The 16,915-nt window shown below is 61.9% G+C and carries 15 protein-coding genes; 5 read left to right on the top strand and 10 right to left on the bottom strand.

Annotation, left to right across the window (positions count from 1 at the left end; translation table 11 throughout):
* Window positions 1-343 precede the first annotated feature (343 nt).
* Window positions 344-1,144: a heme-dependent oxidative N-demethylase family protein gene (locus RPE78_RS00510; protein WP_406720941.1), complete on the top strand. Its 801-nt coding sequence runs from the start codon at window positions 344-346 to the stop codon at window positions 1,142-1,144.
* Here the strand turns inward: RPE78_RS00510 and RPE78_RS00505 are convergent, their stop codons facing one another.
* The 3 genes from RPE78_RS00505 to acnA all read right to left on the bottom strand — a co-directional run bounded on the left by RPE78_RS00505 (window position 1,145) and on the right by acnA (window position 5,102).
* A complete protein-coding gene (locus RPE78_RS00505; RefSeq protein WP_406720940.1) occupies window positions 1,145-1,456 on the bottom strand; it encodes a TM2 domain-containing protein in 312 nt (103 codons plus the stop codon).
* 106 nt (window positions 1,457-1,562) lie between these two features.
* Complete coding sequence (locus tag RPE78_RS00500) at window positions 1,563-2,033, bottom strand: DMT family transporter (RefSeq protein WP_339107569.1); 471 nt, start codon at window positions 2,031-2,033, stop codon at window positions 1,563-1,565.
* A gap of 315 nt (window positions 2,034-2,348) precedes the next feature.
* Window positions 2,349-5,102: an aconitate hydratase AcnA gene (acnA, locus tag RPE78_RS00495; RefSeq protein ID WP_406720939.1), complete on the bottom strand. Its 2,754-nt coding sequence runs from the start codon at window positions 5,100-5,102 to the stop codon at window positions 2,349-2,351.
* Between the two features lie 505 nt (window positions 5,103-5,607).
* Here acnA and RPE78_RS00490 point away from each other — a divergent pair.
* Window positions 5,608-6,648 (top strand): DUF1223 domain-containing protein, encoded by a 1,041-nt coding sequence (locus RPE78_RS00490; RefSeq protein WP_406720938.1) that lies wholly within the window; start codon window positions 5,608-5,610, stop codon window positions 6,646-6,648.
* A gap of 243 nt (window positions 6,649-6,891) precedes the next feature.
* Here RPE78_RS00490 and RPE78_RS00485 read toward each other — a convergent pair whose 3' ends face one another.
* The 3 genes from RPE78_RS00485 to tkt all read right to left on the bottom strand — a co-directional run bounded on the left by RPE78_RS00485 (window position 6,892) and on the right by tkt (window position 10,832).
* Window positions 6,892-7,764, bottom strand: a complete 873-nt coding sequence (locus RPE78_RS00485) for a lysophospholipid acyltransferase family protein (RefSeq protein ID WP_406720937.1) — start codon at window positions 7,762-7,764, stop codon at window positions 6,892-6,894.
* A 36-nt stretch (window positions 7,765-7,800) separates the two neighbouring features.
* Entirely contained in the window at window positions 7,801-8,625 is an 825-nt protein-coding gene (locus RPE78_RS00480; protein WP_406720936.1) for a DMT family transporter, read from the bottom strand.
* Window positions 8,626-8,813: 188 nt separating this feature from the next.
* On the bottom strand, window positions 8,814-10,832 hold the full coding sequence (gene tkt / locus RPE78_RS00475) for a transketolase (protein ID WP_339107564.1): 2,019 nt from the start codon (window positions 10,830-10,832) through the stop codon (window positions 8,814-8,816).
* Window positions 10,833-11,079: 247 nt separating this feature from the next.
* Here tkt and RPE78_RS00470 point away from each other — a divergent pair, with 247 nt between their 5' ends.
* The 3 genes from RPE78_RS00470 to RPE78_RS00460 are packed head-to-tail and all read left to right on the top strand — an operon-like array spanning window position 11,080 to window position 12,528.
* The gene (locus RPE78_RS00470; protein ID WP_406720935.1) at window positions 11,080-11,808 is read left to right on the top strand and encodes a hypothetical protein; all 729 of its coding nucleotides are present in this window, start codon (window positions 11,080-11,082) and stop codon (window positions 11,806-11,808) included.
* The gene (locus RPE78_RS00465) at window positions 11,801-12,178 is read left to right on the top strand and encodes a cell division protein ZapA (RefSeq protein WP_339107562.1); all 378 of its coding nucleotides are present in this window, start codon (window positions 11,801-11,803) and stop codon (window positions 12,176-12,178) included. Before RPE78_RS00470 ends, RPE78_RS00465 begins: the two co-directional genes overlap by 8 nt.
* Window positions 12,175-12,528 (top strand): MliC family protein, encoded by a 354-nt coding sequence (locus tag RPE78_RS00460; RefSeq protein WP_339107561.1) that lies wholly within the window; start codon window positions 12,175-12,177, stop codon window positions 12,526-12,528. The genes RPE78_RS00465 and RPE78_RS00460 overlap by 4 nt, the downstream gene beginning before the upstream one ends.
* A 68-nt stretch (window positions 12,529-12,596) precedes the next feature.
* Here the strand turns inward: RPE78_RS00460 and RPE78_RS00455 are convergent, their stop codons facing one another.
* From RPE78_RS00455 to radA, 4 genes are all read right to left on the bottom strand, one after another.
* Window positions 12,597-13,067, bottom strand: a complete 471-nt coding sequence (locus RPE78_RS00455; protein ID WP_339107560.1) for a hypothetical protein — start codon at window positions 13,065-13,067, stop codon at window positions 12,597-12,599.
* Window positions 13,068-13,206: 139 nt separating this feature from the next.
* A complete protein-coding gene (purF, locus tag RPE78_RS00450) occupies window positions 13,207-14,682 on the bottom strand; it encodes an amidophosphoribosyltransferase (RefSeq protein ID WP_339107559.1) in 1,476 nt (491 codons plus the stop codon).
* Window positions 14,683-14,832: 150 nt separating this feature from the next.
* Window positions 14,833-15,423, bottom strand: coding sequence for a CvpA family protein (locus tag RPE78_RS00445; protein ID WP_339107558.1), 591 nt, complete (start codon window positions 15,421-15,423; stop codon window positions 14,833-14,835).
* A 32-nt stretch (window positions 15,424-15,455) separates the two neighbouring features.
* Window positions 15,456-16,823: a DNA repair protein RadA gene (radA, locus tag RPE78_RS00440; RefSeq protein WP_406720934.1), complete on the bottom strand. Its 1,368-nt coding sequence runs from the start codon at window positions 16,821-16,823 to the stop codon at window positions 15,456-15,458.
* Window positions 16,824-16,915: the final 92 nt, after the last annotated feature.

Genomic DNA, 16,915 nt, shown 5'->3' with positions numbered 1-16,915 from the left:
ACTGCGCGCCCCCGTCGGGCAAGGTAGAGGGAGGGTCTGACGGGGCGAAACTGGGCTATTTCCTGCCTCGGGACCGTTCGGGCGGCGCAAAAACGGAGGGCAGACACTCTGCGCGGGCGAATCTTCCACATATTGTCCGGCGCAGGTTCCGGTGGGGGCGCAAAATGCCTGACCGGTTTTTGGGCGGTTTTGCTGCGGCACGGGCAAAACGCGAGCAAAACACGGGCCAGGCACGGGCCGGGCACGGGCCGCATATGGGGCAAACGCCACCATCGCGACCGGCGGGGTGGGATTTGCTGCAATCCCTCTTGTGGCGGAAGGCAAGGGGTCGCAGGTTTGCGGCATGGAAACCGTTCTGCAATCCCGTCTGTCCTTCGCCCCTTGGGCCGACCCGCGCACGCACCGCCTGCCGGGGATCGTGCCTCTGGCAATCGAGGACTGGCTGGAGGTCGATGACGCCTATGCGGCACAGATGGCGCTGCGCGAGGATCTGATCGCCCACCATGAGGATCAGGTGCACGCGCTTCTGCCTCAGGCCGGTCTGGCGGCGCAGGAACTCCTTGCGATGGTGCTGCGGCTTTTGCCCGCCAAAGGATACAGGGTCGAGGCAGGGCATGTCATCTGCCCCGACGGGCGTCTCGTCACGCCGGACCCTGACGCCCCCTTGCTGACATTGGGGCGACTGACGCAGAATGATTTCTGCCTGATGCAGAACGGGATGCAGAACGGGCCGGAGGGCGAGCATATCCTGACCGGTGCCATCCTGTGCTTTCCGGCGGGATGGTCGCTGGTCGAGAAGATCGGGCACCCGATGCGGCGCATTCATAGGCCCGTCGCGATTTACACCGAGGATCTGGCAAAACGTGTCCAGCGGCTTCTGGACGGTGTGCAGCCGGGCAGGGCGTTGATGCGTGGCACCGCCTCGCGCACGGGCCAGCCGCTATTTGACAGCCGCCCCGAGGCGCTGCGCGGGCAGGTCAATCCCCAACGTCCGTTGATCCGTGTCGAACGTCAGGGGCTTGTCCGGCTTCCCCAAAGCCGTGCGGTGGTGTTTTCGATCCACACGCAGATGGTCCATCCGGTGTGTCTGGATGCCGCGCAGCGTGCTGCGCTTGAGGCCAGCGATTTACGGCTGGGGATCTAGTTACCGGCTTTCCCACATGTAGCGGGCGCGCATCTCGTCCATATCGCGGCGGATCATGCCGGGGATCAGCAGCGCATCGATCACCCACCAAAGCGCCACAAAAGTCAGCGGGATATACCCGATAAGGATTACCGCGAGCGCCGTGCCGATGCCGAACAGGGCCAGCATGATCAGCCCCGACATCCAGCGCCCCAGATAGAACCGGTGCACCCCCAGCATGGGCAGGAAAAACCACAGAAGATAGGCGATCAGCGCCGATTTCTTCTCGTTGGCGACGCGCTGCTCGACATAAAGCTGACGGGTCTCGTTCATTGTGATGTAAATCCCTATTACATGTGGTGAAAGAGATATGGGAAGGACAGCCCGCATTTCAAGCCCGTCCTCTTTACGCCCGTCCTCTTGCCCCTGTCGCGCCCCGTTATTCCGAAGGGAAAAAGCGCCCGCCAAACATGAACAGCGTCAAGCCCCCGAGCATGATCGCCAGTCCGGCGAATTTCCACCACTCGGTCGGGCGCACCGGCATCTGGATCAGGCCGAAGCTGTCAATCACCATACCCGCCGCCAGCTGCCCGATGATGAACAGGAACATGACATTGGTGACGCCGATCTTCGGGGCCAGAAAAATCGAGGTGAACACGAAGCCTGCGCCAATCACGCCCCCCAGCCAGCGCCACCACGGTTGCTGTGCAAGGGTGGTGGTGACCGCGTTCCAATCGGCAAGAACCAGTGCCGCCGCCCCCAGACACAGCGCCCCGATGAAAAACGAGATGAAAGAGGCGACGAGGGGTTGCCCGCCGATCCCCGCGCTGAGGCGGCTGTTGATGGCGGCCTGACAGGACAGGCCGATCCCGCCTGCCAGTGCCATCAGGGCGTAAAGGATGCTGTTCATGAAAATGTCCCTTCAGGGCTGGGGGTTGATGCAGGGCATGGCCCCGTGCTGTGGGCAAAGGCAAGGCGCGCAGCAGGGGCCGGATGCCGGTCTCCTATCGCTCCTCAAGCCCCGCAAGATCCGCCTGACGAGCCTTGTCGGGCATGGGCACGCGCCCAGCCCTCCGAACCTAAGACGCAACCGGCGTAACCCGAGCAGCTCCGCCTCCGTCGGACAATGGCCAGCGGTCGCTTGCTGGCCACCCGTTTGCAGCCCGTTCGCAGATACCAAAAGGCCCTGCGCAATGCACAGGGCCTTTCAGAACGTGTGGCCCGATCAGGCTTTGGCGAGGTTGCGCAGCACGTAATGCAGCACACCGCCGTTTTTGAGATATTCGATCTCGACCGCCGTATCGATACGGGCTTTGAGCTTGATCTCTTTCTTGCTGCCATCCTTGAACTCGATGGTGCAGGGCACAAGGCTCAGCGGTTTGATATCGCCTTCAAGCCCCTCGATCGTCACCACCTCATCGCCGGTCAGCCCCAGCGTTTTGCGGGTGTCGCCATTGGTGAACTCGAAGGGGATGACCCCCATGCCGATCAGGTTCGAGCGGTGGATCCGTTCGAAGCTTTCGGCAATCACGCCCTTGACGCCCAGCAGGTTGGTGCCTTTGGCCGCCCAATCGCGCGAAGACCCCGCGCCGTATTGCTCGCCCCCGAAGATCACCAGCGGCGTGCCTGCCTCCTGATACTCCATCGAGGCATCGAAGATGGTGGTCTGCTCGCCATTCGGGCCTTTGGTAAAGCCGCCCTCGACGCCGTCCAGCATCTCGTTCTTGATGCGGATATTGGCAAAGGTGCCGCGCATCATGACTTCGTGGTTGCCGCGACGCGAGCCGTAGCTGTTGAAGTCTCTCGGCTCCACGCCATGCTCGGTCAGGTATTTACCGGCAGGGGTCGAGGGTTTGAACGAACCGGCAGGCGAGATATGGTCGGTGGTGATCATATCGCCCAACAGGGCCAGAACGCGCGCGCTCTTGATATTGGTGATCTCGCCTGCATCCGGAGACATGCCCTGGAAATAGGGCGGGTTCTGGATATAGGTCGATTCCGGCGGCCAGTCATAGGTTTCGCCCCCGTTGACTTCCACCGCCTGCCATTTCTCGTCGCCCTTGAAGACATCGGCATATTTGGCCTGGAAGGCCTCACGGGTGACGACCTTCTCGACCAGTTCGGCCACTTCCTTATCCGACGGCCAGATGTCTTTCAGATAGACGTCCTTGCCCTCGGGGGTCTGGGCGATCGGACCACCGGCCAGATCGACATCCATATCGCCCGCAAGCGCATAGGCCACAACCAGCGGCGGCGAAGCCAGATAGTTGGCGCGTACATCGGGGCTGATCCGCCCTTCAAAGTTGCGGTTGCCCGACAGGACCGAGGTCGCGATCAGGTCGTTCTCATTGATCGCTTTGGACAGCGCCGGATGGATCGGGCCGGAATTCCCGATACAGGTGGTGCAGCCATAGCCCACAAGGTTGAAGCCGATTGCGTCCAGATCCTCCTGCAGCCCTGCCGCATTCAGATATTCGGTCACAACCTGAGACCCGGGGGCCAGCGAGGTTTTCACCCAAGGCTTGCGGTTCAGGCCCAAGGCACGGGCCTTGCGCGCCACAAGCCCCGCCGCGATCAGCACATAGGGGTTCGAGGTGTTGGTGCAGGAGGTGATCGAGGCAATCACCACCGAGCCGTCCTTGAGCGTGATCTCCTGACCGTCCAGATCCACCTTCACCGCTTTTTCGGTCACGGTTTTGGTTGCGGCAGGCCCTTCGGCCGCCATATCGGCGGCTGCGTCGGACGCATCCTTGCCGCGGAAATCCGAAACGACCTTCCCGAAAGCCGTGGCCGCATCGGTCAGCGCGACGTAATCCTGCGGGCGTTTCGGGCCGGAGATCGCGGGCACGATGGTGCCCATATCCAGCTCCAAGGTCGAGGAATAGATCGGCGCGTAATCCGCCCCGCGCCAGAAGCCATTCTCTTTGGCATAGGCTTCGACGAGCGCGATCCGGTCTTTCTCGCGGCCCGTCTGTTCCAGATAGCGCAGGGTTTCCGCGTCAATCGGGAAGAAGCCACAAGTTGCGCCATATTCGGGTGCCATATTGGCGATGGTGGCGCGTTGGGCCAGCGGCAGATTGTCCAGACCGTCGCCATAGAATTCAACGAATTTGCCCACCACGCCGTGCTTGCGCAGCATCTCGACGACCTTCAGCACAAGGTCGGTGCCGGTGGTGCCTTCGACCATAGCACCCGTCAGCTTGAAGCCCACAACCTCGGGGATCAGCATGGAGATCGGCTGACCCAGCATCGCGGCCTCGGCCTCGATCCCGCCTACACCCCAACCAAGAACGGCGGCGCCATTCACCATCGTGGTGTGGCTGTCGGTGCCCACAAGCGTATCGGGATAGGCGACCTCGCGGCCCTCCTGATCGGTATCGGTCCAGACGGTCTGCGCCAGATATTCGAGGTTCACCTGGTGGCAGATGCCGGTGCCCGGCGGCACGACGCGGAAATTCTTGAACGCGGTCTGGCCCCATTTCAGGAACTCGTAGCGCTCCATATTGCGTTCATATTCGCGGTCCACATTCATCTGGAAGGCGCGCGGATTGCCGAATTCATCGATCATCACCGAGTGGTCGATCACCAGATCAACGGGGACCAGCGGGTTGATCTTTTGCGCATCGCCGCCCAAGCCTTTGATCCCGTCGCGCATCGCGGCCAGGTCCACCACGGCGGGCACGCCGGTGAAATCCTGCATCAGCACGCGGGCAGGGCGATAGGCGATCTCGCGGGGGTTGTTGCCCCCCTTTTCGGCCCATTCGCCGAACGCCTTGATATCCTCGACGGAGACCGAAAAACCGGCATCTTCGAAGCGCAGCAGGTTCTCGAGCACAACCTTCAGCGAGGCTGGCAGCTTCGAGAAATCGCCAAGCCCGGCATCGGAGGCCGCTTGAATGGAATAATAGGAAAATGTCTTGTCACCAACCGTCAGTTCCCGACGGGTCTTGGCGGTATCATTACCGGTCACGATGGTCATGAGTTTGGCCTCCCTCTAGGTCAATAGGGTGTCGCTACGCTTTAATTGGCGCAACAACAGGGAGAGGACAAGGGGGTGTGGAAAATTTTTGTATGCATTTGTATACAATCTTGCGCGCAAAGAACTCCATCGACGCATGCGCCGCGGAGGAAGGGGATCTGCCCCTGCAGGGGCCGCCCGATGATGTGCCCCCCGCCTATTAGGTGACGCGCAGATAGAGCGCCTTGGCCAAAGGTCCACTGTTCGGGCGCGGCTGTCACGCATTATTTTGTGCCCAAGCCGTTGCGGCGCTGCGTCAGTTGCGGATTAACCTTCTGCACGTCTTGTTGTGCTATCGAACCCTATGGCAAAGACGGTATCGCAGGAAGACGCTGTGTCGGGGAGGCTGTGTGTCAGGGAGGCGGGCGAATGCAACACAGTCGGGCTATCTCGCAAAACCTTGATTGGCATTAGCTGGAATCGCTGATTAAGTCTTCTTTGAAAAGTAAAGGATTTGGACGCTTCCATGACGACTGCGCAGGTGGATCATCTGGCGACGAAACGTAAGTTAACAGCTTCGCCTCTGCGTCTTGCAATGGTCGTAACCGTCAGCGTGATGCTGGGGTCGGCGATGATGTCCCCTGCGGTCTGGGCGCAGGATATGTCCGGTGCGGGTCAGGCTGGCGCGGCCAATAGGGACACCGATCCCCAATCGGGAGAGACGACCTTTTCCGATACAGCCGGACCGGATGAAAGCGGCTTTTCCGAAAACGACGAATTCGGTGCAACGGCGGGGGCAACTGCGGAAGAGACCGCAGGACAGACCCCGTCTTCCTCTGACGCGCCGCTGACCGACCCCGCGACCGCAGTGGTGACGGCCACGGCACCTGCCGGTGTGGATGTGTCCAAAGGCACCTCGCCCGTTGTGGTCGAACTGTTCACCTCGCAGGGCTGCGCGGCCTGCCCGCCCGCTGATAAGCTGCTGGAGGGTTTGGCCGAGCGTGACGATGTGATCGCCCTCGCACTGCATGTCGATTACTGGGATTATCTCGGCTGGCGCGATCCCTTCGGTCAGCCCGCCTTTACCTCGCGCCAGAAAGGCTATGCGCGCGCGGTGAAAGAGCGGATGATCTATACGCCGCAGATGATCGTGAACGGACAGCAGCGCCTGCTCGGGGCGGACCGTGTCGCAATCAAATCGGCGCTGGATACGGCCACGGCCAGCACTGCGCCTGTCGATATCGCGATCTCGCAAGAGGGCGATCAATACCGCATCTCGCTTTCGGCCAATCCGCCGTTGGGGCATGACGCGATGGTGCAGGTGGTGCGTTACCTGCCGCATGCCTCGGTCGATATCCTGCGGGGCGAGAATGCCGGTCTGAGCATGGATTACACCAATATCGTCACCCAATGGCACATCGTTGCCGATTGGGATGGCCAGACCCCGATGACCTTCGATACGCAGGTCGAGGGCAGCAATCCTGCGGTGGTGATCGTGCAGACCTCGCAGCCCGGACGGTCTGTACCTTTGCCCGGTGCCATTGTTGGCGCGGCGCGTATCAAGTAAGGTCACGCGGTTTCGGGCGGCAAAAGCGGGGGGAAGCTTCGGCCAGGCCATCACGCGCCAGTCCAGAGCCAGCCTAGGGACGGCTTACAGGCCGCCAATCCACAGGGAATTCAGCCGGTCTATGCGGCGCTGTCACGGTTGCGGCTGACCCGCCCAAGCGCGTGGGATTGTCCGGACAAGCATCATGAAGGATGCGCAGCGCTTTCGGGGGGTATCCTGTTCTGTTTCAGGTCCCGTTCCGCTTCAGGTTTTGTTCCAGCGGCGGTGGATCCACAGCCATTGTTCCATATGGGCGCGGACCTGACCTTCAAGGGAATCGAGCGTAACCTGCGTCATCTCTTCCGGCGTCGTATGCGGAACCGGCTCCCCGACATAGAAACGGAAGCTCAGCCCGTCGGGTTGGCGGATGGCATAGATCGGGATCAGATCGATATCCAGACGCAGGGCCATTTCCGCAGCAGAGAGAGGCGAGGGGGCAGGTTTTCCGAAGAATTGCAGCACGGCCCCTGTGCGGAAATACTGGTCAGTCGCAAGGGCGATCATGCCCCCGTTCTTGAGATGGCGCAGCATATTGGTCATGCCACGGCGGTCGCGCGGGTAAAGCGGTGTGCCAACGGTTTCGATGGCGGCAAGATAATCGCGGTTGAAAAGCGCGTTATTCATCGGGCGATACAGGCCCGCAATGGGAAAGCCGCGCGCGATCAGCACGCCACGGGCCGCGTCGTAATTGCCGAAATGCCCCGATACGAGCACGCAGGCCTTGCCGGTTTCCTTGAGCTCGGTCAGCCGCGCCGCGCCCGGCCCCTCAAGCGGGATGTCACGCATACGGGTGATGAACTCGGTGCCGGAAAACATCTCGGCCAAAGTGCGCCCGATATTATCGGGGACGGCCTTGCACAGGCGCGCGACCTCGGCGGGGGGCAGGTCGGGGCAGGTCAGAGCCAGATTGGCGCGGATCCGGCGGCGGAACCCCAGAAGCGGTGCCACCCCTGACAAAAGCCGGCCCGCCAGAGGGATGCGTCTTTCATAGGGCAACCGCTGCAGCAGGCCCATTCCCGCCTTGAAGACAAGGGCCGACACGCGGTCGGTCAGGCTTGGGGTGGCGCGTTTGGGCATCGGGATTCTCCGTTCGGTACCGGTGCGGCGGGCCGCTCAGATCCGGTTTTCACGCCACCAGACATAAAGTCCGGCGCCGACGATCACAAGCGCACCTGCCACTGTCCAGCCGTCAGGATACTGGCCAAAGAACAGGATTCCCCACAGCGTGGCAAAGATCAGCCCCGTATAGCCGAAGGGCGCCAGCGACGAGGCCTCGGCGATGCTGTATCCCTTGACCAGAAATCCCTGACCGATGGCCCCGCTCAGCCCGAGACCGAGAATGGGCCAGAGCGTTTCTGCTGCGATCGGACGCCAGACAAAGGGCAGCGCGAGACTGGACCCGATCAGCCCCACAAGCGCGCCCCAGATCAGCGAGGTGATCAGCCCGTCGCGCTGGATCATGCGGGTGATCAGCATACCGCCGGCAAAGCAGATTGCTGTGCCAAGCGCGTAAAGCGCCGCCCAGTCGAGGACGCCCGGACCGGGGCGGATAATGATCATTGCGCCACAGAAGGCGAAGCCGATGCCCATCAGGCGGCGTGGACCGAGGCGTTCGCGCAGGAACAGCGCCGCCCCCAGCGTGACCAGAACCGGATTGAGATCGGCAAGAGCCGTGGCCTCGGCAAGGCCGATAGACTGGATCGCGGTAAAGAACAGCAGCACGGTGGTCAGCTGCATCGCCCCACGCAGCACCTGCAGGCGCGGCTGGCGGGCGGGCAGGAGGCGGCCCAATCTGGGGGCGAAGACCAGAAGCAGCAATGCGGTATTGGTGAGATAGCGCAGCCAGACGATCTGCACAGGATCATAGTGCTGCGAGAGCCCCTTTGCGCAGGCATCCATCAATGTGAAACAGGCAAACGCACAGAGCACGCATATCATACCCAACCCGTTTCTGGGGCGGCCAGTCTCGCCATCGGCTGTGTAGGTCTTGGGGGTGTGGGGGGCTGTCTGGGGGAGCCCGTCGCGTGGTGCGACGCGGCCTGCTCTTGCAGAGCCGGCCCCGCCACCCGCCGCAACGGAAGAGGGGGCCGGTGCGGCCCCCTCTTGGTTCTGATCCCTGAGCGTGGTCACAGAAGGGATTTGACCTTTTCGGCGATCGCCTCGGGGGTGATCCCGTATTTGGCATAAAGCTCGGGCGCGGGGGCCGAGGAGCCGAAGCCGTCCATACCGACAAAGCCCGCCTTGGTTTCGCGGCCACGCTCGCCCAAGAGGTATTTGTCCCACGGTTGACGGATCGCGGCTTCGACGGCCACGCGCACGGCCCCTGCGGGCAGGATGCGGCGGCGATAGGCTTCGTCCTGCGCGTCAAACAGTTCCATACAGGGCACCGACACAACGCGGGTGCCGATGGCTTGGGCCTGCAGGATCTCGCGGGCTTTCAGCGCGATCTCGACTTCCGAGCCGGTCGCCATCAGGATCGCCTGACGCTTGCCTTCGGCTTCCTCGATCACATAGGCCCCTTTGGCGACCATGTTCTGCGTGCTGTGCTTGGTGCGCAGCGTGGGCAGGTTCTGACGCGAGAGCGCGATCACCGAAGGCGTTTCCTCGGTGGTCAGCGCCAGCTCCCAGGCTTCTGCCGTCTCGATCACATCCGCCGGACGGAACGTCCAGGTGTTGGGGGTCGCGCGGCAGATCGCCAGATGCTCCACCGGCTGGTGGGTCGGACCGTCTTCGCCCAGACCGATCGAGTCATGGGTCATGACATAGACCGCCGGAACCTTCATCAGCGCCGACAGACGCATCGCGCCACGGGCGTAATCGGTGAAGCAGAAGAAGGTGCCGCCATAGGGGCGCACGCCGCCATGCAGCCACAACCCGTTCATCGCCGCCGCCATCCCGTGTTCACGGATGCCGTAATGCACGTAACGGCCCTTGCGGTTCTCGGGCTCGAAAACGCCCAGATCCGCGGTTTTGGTCAGGTTCGACCCGGTGAGGTCCGCCGAGCCGCCGATGGTTTCCGGCACCGCGGGGTTGATCGCGCCCAGCACCATTTCCGACGCCTTGCGGGTGGCCACTTTCGGCGCCGCTTCGGATTGCTCTTTCTTGAACTTGCGGACGGCTGCGGCAAGCTTCTTGGAAACCTCGCCCGTCATCATGCGGGTGATTTCCGCCTGTTTGGAGGCCGAAAGACCGCCGAAACGCTCTTCCCACTCGCCGCGCGCTGCCGCGCCACGTGCCCCGATCTCTTCCCAGGTCGCCTTGATATCCGCCGGAATATCGAAGGGGCCGTGATCCCAGCCATAGATCTTCTTGGTGGCCTCGATCTCGGCATCGCCCAGCGGCGAGCCGTGCACGGAGTAGCTGTCAGCCTTGTTGGGCGAGCCGAAACCGATGATGGTCTTGCAGTCGATGAAGACCGGCGCGTTGGATTTCTGGGCTTCGGTCAGGGCGCGGTCGATATCGGCCGGATCATGACCGTCGCAATGCAGGACTTTCCAGCCCGCCGCCTTGAAGCGCATGCGCTGGTCGGTGATGCAGGCCTTGTCGACGCGGCCATCAATGGTGATGTTGTTATTGTCCCACAGAACAACAAGGTTCTTCAGCTTCTGCATACCGGCCAAACCGATGGCTTCATGGCTGATGCCTTCCATCAGGCAGCCGTCGCCGGCGATCACATAGGTCTTGTGGTCAAAGACCTTCTTGCCGAAACGCGCGCGCAGGCTTTCTTCGGCAATCGCCATGCCGACAGCGGTGGAGATCCCCTGACCCAGCGGGCCGGTGGTGGTTTCAACCGCATCCAGCAGGAAGTTCTCGGGGTGACCTGCTGTCAATGCGCCTTTCTGGCGGAAATTCTTGATCTGGTCCAGGGTCACCTGCGCATCGCCGCAAAGATAGAGCAGCGAGTAGATCAGCATCGAGCCATGACCTGCCGACAGGATGAACCGGTCGCGGTCAAACCATTTCGGGGCTTTGGCGTCGAATTTCAGGTGCTTCTGAAACAGCACGGTCGCCACATCGGCCATGCCCATCGGCATGCCGGGGTGACCGGAATTGGCTTTTTGCACGGCATCCATCGTAAGCGCGCGGATGGCCGAGGCCAGTTTCCAGTGATCGGGGTGCTGTTCACGAAGCGTGGCGATATCCATGGGCGGGATCCTCATACGGCAACTTTTGGGCATTCGTTCGGCCCCTGATAGCAGGGATGGGCCGAATATCAAGTCTGCGGAATGGCCGTTTTAGTCTTTGTGCAAAGAACGGGCGCCAAGTTGCTGATCGCGCTAGCATGCGGGAACTGGCATGGGTTTGGTGCGGGCTCTGGGAAAGTCTTGACCTGATGGGCTAAACTGTCACTTAACACCGGGCGGCACGATTCGTTGTCGCGCGGGATTTGATATGTCTGCCGATTTATGCCCAGATAGCGGGATGACGACAGGCGCGCTACAGCGGGGATGTGACACGATGACGGATGAGGCGGCCGATTTTTCGCAATATGAACGCAGGCTTGCCTTTGCTTTGGCCCGTGTGGCCAAGAGTGTCGAGACACTGGTTAACGGGCGTGATGCCGCACGGGCCGATCTGGCGAGCATGCGGTCCCAAGCCGAAGCCGAAGCCGAAGCCGCTTTGCCCTTGGCCCCGGCAGAAGCGGTGACACTTGCCGATGTCGATCATTTGAAAAATGAAAACAAATCGTTAACGGATGATCTTAATCTGGCACGTGAAGAGGTGGCCGATCTGCAGACGCAGGTTGAAATGGCCGCCGCTGAACGCGAAGCCGCGCTTTCCGCATTGGAGAAGCGGCTGGGGCAGCGTGCGCGCGCACTGACACAGGCCCTGTCCGAGATCGAGCGATTGCAGGCGGCCAATACCGACCTGATCGCGGCCAATCGTGGCTTGATCGATGCCGGCGGGCGGATGGCGCAGGTGCAGATCAATGAGGCGCTACGGGCCGAGGTCGAGGCGCTGAGAGCGGCCCGCGCGGCGGAGCGGGCGGCGCTGGACGAGATTATCGGCGGGATCGAGCCGCTTCTGGCCGCGCGTGACAGTGTTCTGCGCGAAGAGGCGGCGGGCGATAGGCCCTTGGGCGATCACGACGAGGCGAGCGAGGAGAAACAGGATGGCTGAAGTCACGGTCACAATCGGTGGGCGCGATTTTGAAGTCGCCTGCCAGAATGGCGAGGAAGCCTATCTGCGTTCGGCAGCAGGTATGCTTGATCGCGAGGCCAGCGTGCTGATCGGGCAGATCGGGCGCATTCCCGAAGTGAAAATGCTGCTGATGTCGGGGTTGATGCTGGCGGACCGGACGGCGGCTGTCGAGGACGAGATTGCCGCGATGCGTGTCGAGATGACCAAGCTTCAGGCCGAACTGGCCGAGGCGCGCGCCAATGTGACTCAGGTCGAGGTGCCGGTTTTGCCACCGGAGATGTCCGAGGCGCTGGCCGAGATTGCCGCCCGTGCCGAGGCCTTGGCCGATAATATCGAAGACGTTCTGTGACCGTGCAAGCGGCTGTCGTTCGGGGCGGGAAGGGCGTTGCAGCCTGTGCCGCGTTCGGGCTTCTGGCGGTTGCAGCCAAAGCCGAGGATCTGCCGCAGCCTGTGCGCTACCATTGTGACCGGCAGTCCGAAATTTCGGCGGTCTATGTCAACACCGTTGCTCCGCCGCTGGTGGTGCTCTGGGCGGAAGGGCATCAGGTCGTTCTGCCCTCCGGTCCCACCGGCTCTGGTGCACGCTATGCGCTGGAACGTGGTTATGTCTGGCACACCAAAGGGTCCGAGGCCTTTCTGGCGTGGCAGGATGACAGGGGCGAGAGGGTGCTGAGCCAATGCAAGGCCCAGCGAGAGTAGCGCGGAGCTGCCTTCTGCGTCGCAAGGCCGCCGGAGGGGCGGCCTGCTTCCTTGGGCCGATGCAGGGTCTAGCGGGCGAGATCAAGGATGATCTGGTCCCGTTCCCGCGGTTTTTGCGATTGCGTATTGCCGAAGAACCCGCGGCCCCAGTTCTCGATGCCTTTGGTTTTGAGGATCTTCAGCACGCCCTGCAGCCGCTCCACCTCGCGCAGCATCAGATCCTCTGCCGCTTTCTGCACATCGGGCGTGCTGCCGCGCGTCTCGATCTCGACCGGCTTGTCGGAGGCGGTATGCATGGTGCAGCTTGCGCATGGCTCGTTGATTTCGGTGATGATCAGCTTGAGTGCGATGATCTTCAGATCGTCTTCTTTATGCGCCACCAGCCGCAGCCCCAGCGGCGCGGAGGACAGCATCGAGAGTTCCACCTTCGTACGCGGATCAATGATCAGATGTTCGTCGCCATTTGCGATTTCTTTCAGAGCCATAGCGGTTGCATGAAGATCCAGAAAGGTCTTTGCAGGGATTGTCTTATTGGGCATCTCGGCATCCATGATTGCGAAAAAGAGCACTGTCCCATCCAACTTATGCGTGATCTGTGCATAAGCCGTTAATCCTTGCCGCGAATGCAAAAATGGCGCCTGTTTCAAAGGCGCCATTCCCGTGCAATTTTATCGAAGCTTATTCTGCTGCGGTTTTCATCCGGAACCCTTTGGCCAGCTGGTCTGCCGGAGAGATCGGATATTCGCCCGAGAAGCAGGCATCGCAATATTGCGGGTTCTCTTTGTTGCGGCCTTCGGCTTCGCCCGCGGCACGGTAAAGACCGTCGAGCGAGATGAATTTCAGGCTGTCCACACCGATCCAGTCGCGCATCTCGTCTTCCGACATCTTGGCGGCCAGCAGCTTGGAGCGGTCGGGCGTATCCACACCGTAGAAGCACGGCCATGCGGTGGGCGGGGAGGCGATGCGGAAATGCACTTCCTTCGCACCGGCATCAAGGATCATGTCCTTGATTTTGCGCGAGGTGGTGCCGCGCACGACCGAGTCATCCACCAGAATGACGCGCTTGCCCTTGATCAGCGCCTTGTTGACGTTGAGCTTCAGGCGCACACCCATATTGCGGATCTGCTCGGTCGGTTCGATGAAGGTCCGGCCCATATACTGGTTGCGGGTGATGCCCAATGCGAAGGGAATGCCCGATTCCTGACTGAAGCCGATCGCCGCGGGCGTGCCCGAATCCGGCACGGGGCACACAAGATCGGCCTCCACAGGAGCCTCGCGTGCCAGTTCGACGCCGATCTGGCGGCGGGTCTCATAGACCGAGCGGCCGCCATACTGGCTGTCGGGGCGCGAGAAATAGACATGCTCGAAGATACAGAAGCGCGATTTGGCAGGCGCAAACGGGCGGGAGGATTTTACCAGCCCGTTCTCGATCACCACCATCTCGCCCGGTTCGATCTCGCGGACGAATTCGGCGCCGATGATATCGAGGCCGCAGGTCTCGGAAGACAGCGCAAAGCCGTTATCGCCAAGGCGGCCCAGAACCAGCGGGCGCACGCCCAAGGGATCACGCACACCGATCAGTTTGGTGCGGGTCATGGCGACCACCGAGAAAGCACCCTCGACGCGGCGCAGCGCGTCGGCGATACGGTCGGCATGGCGCTTCTGGATCGACCGCGCCATCAGGTGGATGATGCACTCCGAATCCGAGCTGGACTGGAAGATCGCGCCCATCTCGATCAGCTCGCGGCGCAGCTGGTCGGCATTGGTGAGGTTGCCGTTATGGGCCACCGCCGCACCACCCAGCGAGAATTCCCCGAAGAAGGGCTGGATGTCACGGATGACAGCGCCTTTCTTGCCAGCGGTGGAATAGCGCACATGGCCGATGGCGATCGGGCCGGGCAGCGTTTCCATCAGCGAGGCTTTGGTGAAATTGTCGCGCACATAGCCGAAGCGGTGGGCCGAGTTGAACCCGTGTTCGGGGTCATGGGCGACGATGCCGCCTGCTTCCTGACCGCGGTGCTGAAGCGCATGCAGGCCAAGAGCCACAAAGTTGGCAGCGTCTTTCACGCCGACAACGCCAAAGACGCCGCATTCTTCCTTCAGCTTGTCATCGTCAAAAGGATGGGAAAGGAAATGCTGGGGCAGATCATTCATGGAAACTGGCTCCGGGCTCGGGATCTGGGAGGGTTGAGGGCCATATAATGCGAAACGGGAAGGGTGTTAACCCCTCCCGTTCGATAAAGCTTTACAAGCCTGTCATGATTTTCCTGCCGAACGCGGCTTCAAGCGCCGCATATCGGGGGATTATTGCTCGATCGTGGTCTCGGAAGGGGCCTCGACCGGTGCGGGGCAGGTTGAAACAAGCTGCTCATAGCGTGCGGTGATCCAGCCCGGCGCATCCTGCGGCATCGATTCGTCCATCTGGCCCGACATGCGCGAGAACACTTTCGCCGAACGCGAATCGTCGATCACCGGCATCGCCTCATTGACCATGACGCGATCATAGACCACGAAGGCCACCGCCACGAGCACGATCCCGCGCAGGACGCCGAAGAGGAAACCCAGACCCTGATCCAGCCCGCCAAGCGCCGAGCGCTGTACGGCCGAGGCAAAGAGGGGGGTGATGAAGCTCATCACGATCAGCGCGATGGCAAAGACCGCTGCGAAACCGCCAATGGTCGCCAATTCGCAGCTTCCGGCCAGAAACTTGTCCAGCATGGGGATCTGCGCGATCAGCGGGCGGGCCGCATCGGCAAAGATATAGGCCAGCACGGCGGCAGCAATCCAGCCGAGGATGGCCAGCGCCTCGCGCACGAAGCCACGGCTATAGGCCAGAATGGCCGACAGGATGATGATAACCGCCACGATGGCGTCGACGATGGTAAACCCGTCCATACGTTTTTACGTCCTTCAGTCTCGCCCGGGCGTCAACCGGCGCCGAACATGTCTCCGACAAATGTCACGAGATCGGGGAGTTTCCTCAGGGCGATCCCGTCGCCCCCTTCGGTTTTCGTGCCGGAAGGAGCAATGGCTTGTGAGAAACCAAGTTTTGCCGCCTCTTTCAACCTGTTTTCCGCCTGACCCACCGGACGCAGCGCCGCAGACAGGCTGATTTCGCCAAAAATCACCATATCCGCGGGCAGGGCTGTGTCTTCGCGGGCACTCAGAAGGGCGGCGGCGGCGGCCAGATCGGCGGCAGGTTCGGTGACCTTCATGCCGCCTGCGACATTGAGAAAGACATCAAGGCCCGTGAAGGGGATGCCGCAGCGGCTTTCGAGCACCGCGATAATGGTCGAGATCCGGCCACTATCAAGCCCCACCACCGTGCGGCGCGGGCTGGCCAGGGTAGAGGGGGCGACAAGGGCCTGAATCTCGGTCAAGACGGGCCTTGTGCCTTCTATCCCTGCAAAAACCGCCGATCCGGGGGCGGCTTGGCCGCGTTCGGACAGGAAGAGCGCCGAGGGGTTGGTGACCTCGGCCAGACCGCCACCGGTCATCTCGAAGACACCGATCTCGGCGGCAGGGCCAAAGCGGTTTTTCACCGCGCGCAGGATGCGGAACTGATGCCCGCGCTCGCCCTCGAAATAGAGGACCGTATCGACCATATGCTCGACCACGCGCGGGCCTGCGATCTGGCCTTCCTTGGTGACATGGCCCACCAGAATGACCGAACAGGCGCGTTTCTTGGCAAAGCTGACAAGCTCGTGACAGGCGGCACGGACCTGGCTGACCGAGCCTGGAGCCGATTCGACATTATCGGCCCACATGGTCTGGATCGAATCGATGATCACCAGATCGGGGGATTCGGTCTCCATCGTGGTGAGGATGTCGCGCAGGTTGGTCTCCGCCCCCAGCCGCACCGGCGCATCGGCCAGCCCCAGACGCTGGGCGCGCATGCGGACCTGGCTAGAGGCTTCCTCGCCCGAGATATAGAGGCATTTGAGGCCGGTCTGGGCAAAGCGCGCCACCGCCTGCAACAGCAGCGTGGATTTCCCGATGCCGGGATCACCGCCCACCAGAATGGCCGAGCCGGGCACGAGGCCGCCGCCCAGCACGCGGTCGAATTCGGCCAAGCCGGAACAGGTACGCGGCGGCGGGGCCTCTTCATCGGCTAGGGTGGTCAACCCGATCACGCGGCCTTTGGTAGAGCCGAGGGTTTTGCCCTTGGGGCCTGCCGAAAGCGGGGCCTCTTCGATGAGGGTGTTCCATTCGCCGCAGGCATCACATTTGCCGTTCCATTTGCGATGGACGGCGCCACAGGCGGTGCAGGTATAGGAGAGGATGTTCTTTGCCATAGAGTAAATATGCGGAACACAGGGCGAACATCAAGGGGAAAGGGGCGCTGCCCCTCTTGGAGCCTGTGGCTCCAATTCACCCCGGGATATTT

Source organism: Thioclava litoralis, assembly GCF_045278885.1.
GTDB classification, from domain to species: Bacteria; Pseudomonadota; Alphaproteobacteria; order Rhodobacterales; family Rhodobacteraceae; genus Thioclava; species Thioclava litoralis.
The sequence above is the reverse complement of the archived record's forward strand: the minus strand, read 5'-3'. Positions and strand labels throughout refer to the sequence as shown.

Bases quoted from the DNA above. Each gene is read 5' to 3' on its own strand.
- RPE78_RS00510 (WP_406720941.1), top strand. From the start codon at position 344: ATGGAAACCGTTCTGCAATCCCGTCTGTCCTTCGCCCCTTGGGCCGAC.
- RPE78_RS00505 (WP_406720940.1), bottom strand. From the start codon at position 1,456: ATGAACGAGACCCGTCAGCTTTATGTCGAGCAGCGCGTCGCCAACGAG.
- RPE78_RS00500 (WP_339107569.1), bottom strand. From the start codon at position 2,033: ATGAACAGCATCCTTTACGCCCTGATGGCACTGGCAGGCGGGATCGGC.
- acnA (WP_406720939.1), bottom strand. From the start codon at position 5,102: ATGACCATCGTGACCGGTAATGATACCGCCAAGACCCGTCGGGAACTG.
- RPE78_RS00490 (WP_406720938.1), top strand. From the start codon at position 5,608: ATGACGACTGCGCAGGTGGATCATCTGGCGACGAAACGTAAGTTAACA.
- RPE78_RS00485 (WP_406720937.1), bottom strand. From the start codon at position 7,764: ATGCCCAAACGCGCCACCCCAAGCCTGACCGACCGCGTGTCGGCCCTT.
- RPE78_RS00480 (WP_406720936.1), bottom strand. From the start codon at position 8,625: ATGATATGCGTGCTCTGTGCGTTTGCCTGTTTCACATTGATGGATGCC.
- tkt (WP_339107564.1), bottom strand. From the start codon at position 10,832: ATGGATATCGCCACGCTTCGTGAACAGCACCCCGATCACTGGAAACTG.
- RPE78_RS00470 (WP_406720935.1), top strand. From the start codon at position 11,080: ATGTCTGCCGATTTATGCCCAGATAGCGGGATGACGACAGGCGCGCTA.
- RPE78_RS00465 (WP_339107562.1), top strand. From the start codon at position 11,801: ATGGCTGAAGTCACGGTCACAATCGGTGGGCGCGATTTTGAAGTCGCC.
- RPE78_RS00455 (WP_339107560.1), bottom strand. From the start codon at position 13,067: ATGCCCAATAAGACAATCCCTGCAAAGACCTTTCTGGATCTTCATGCA.
- purF (WP_339107559.1), bottom strand. From the start codon at position 14,682: ATGAATGATCTGCCCCAGCATTTCCTTTCCCATCCTTTTGACGATGAC.
- RPE78_RS00445 (WP_339107558.1), bottom strand. From the start codon at position 15,423: ATGGACGGGTTTACCATCGTCGACGCCATCGTGGCGGTTATCATCATC.
- radA (WP_406720934.1), bottom strand. From the start codon at position 16,823: ATGGCAAAGAACATCCTCTCCTATACCTGCACCGCCTGTGGCGCCGTC.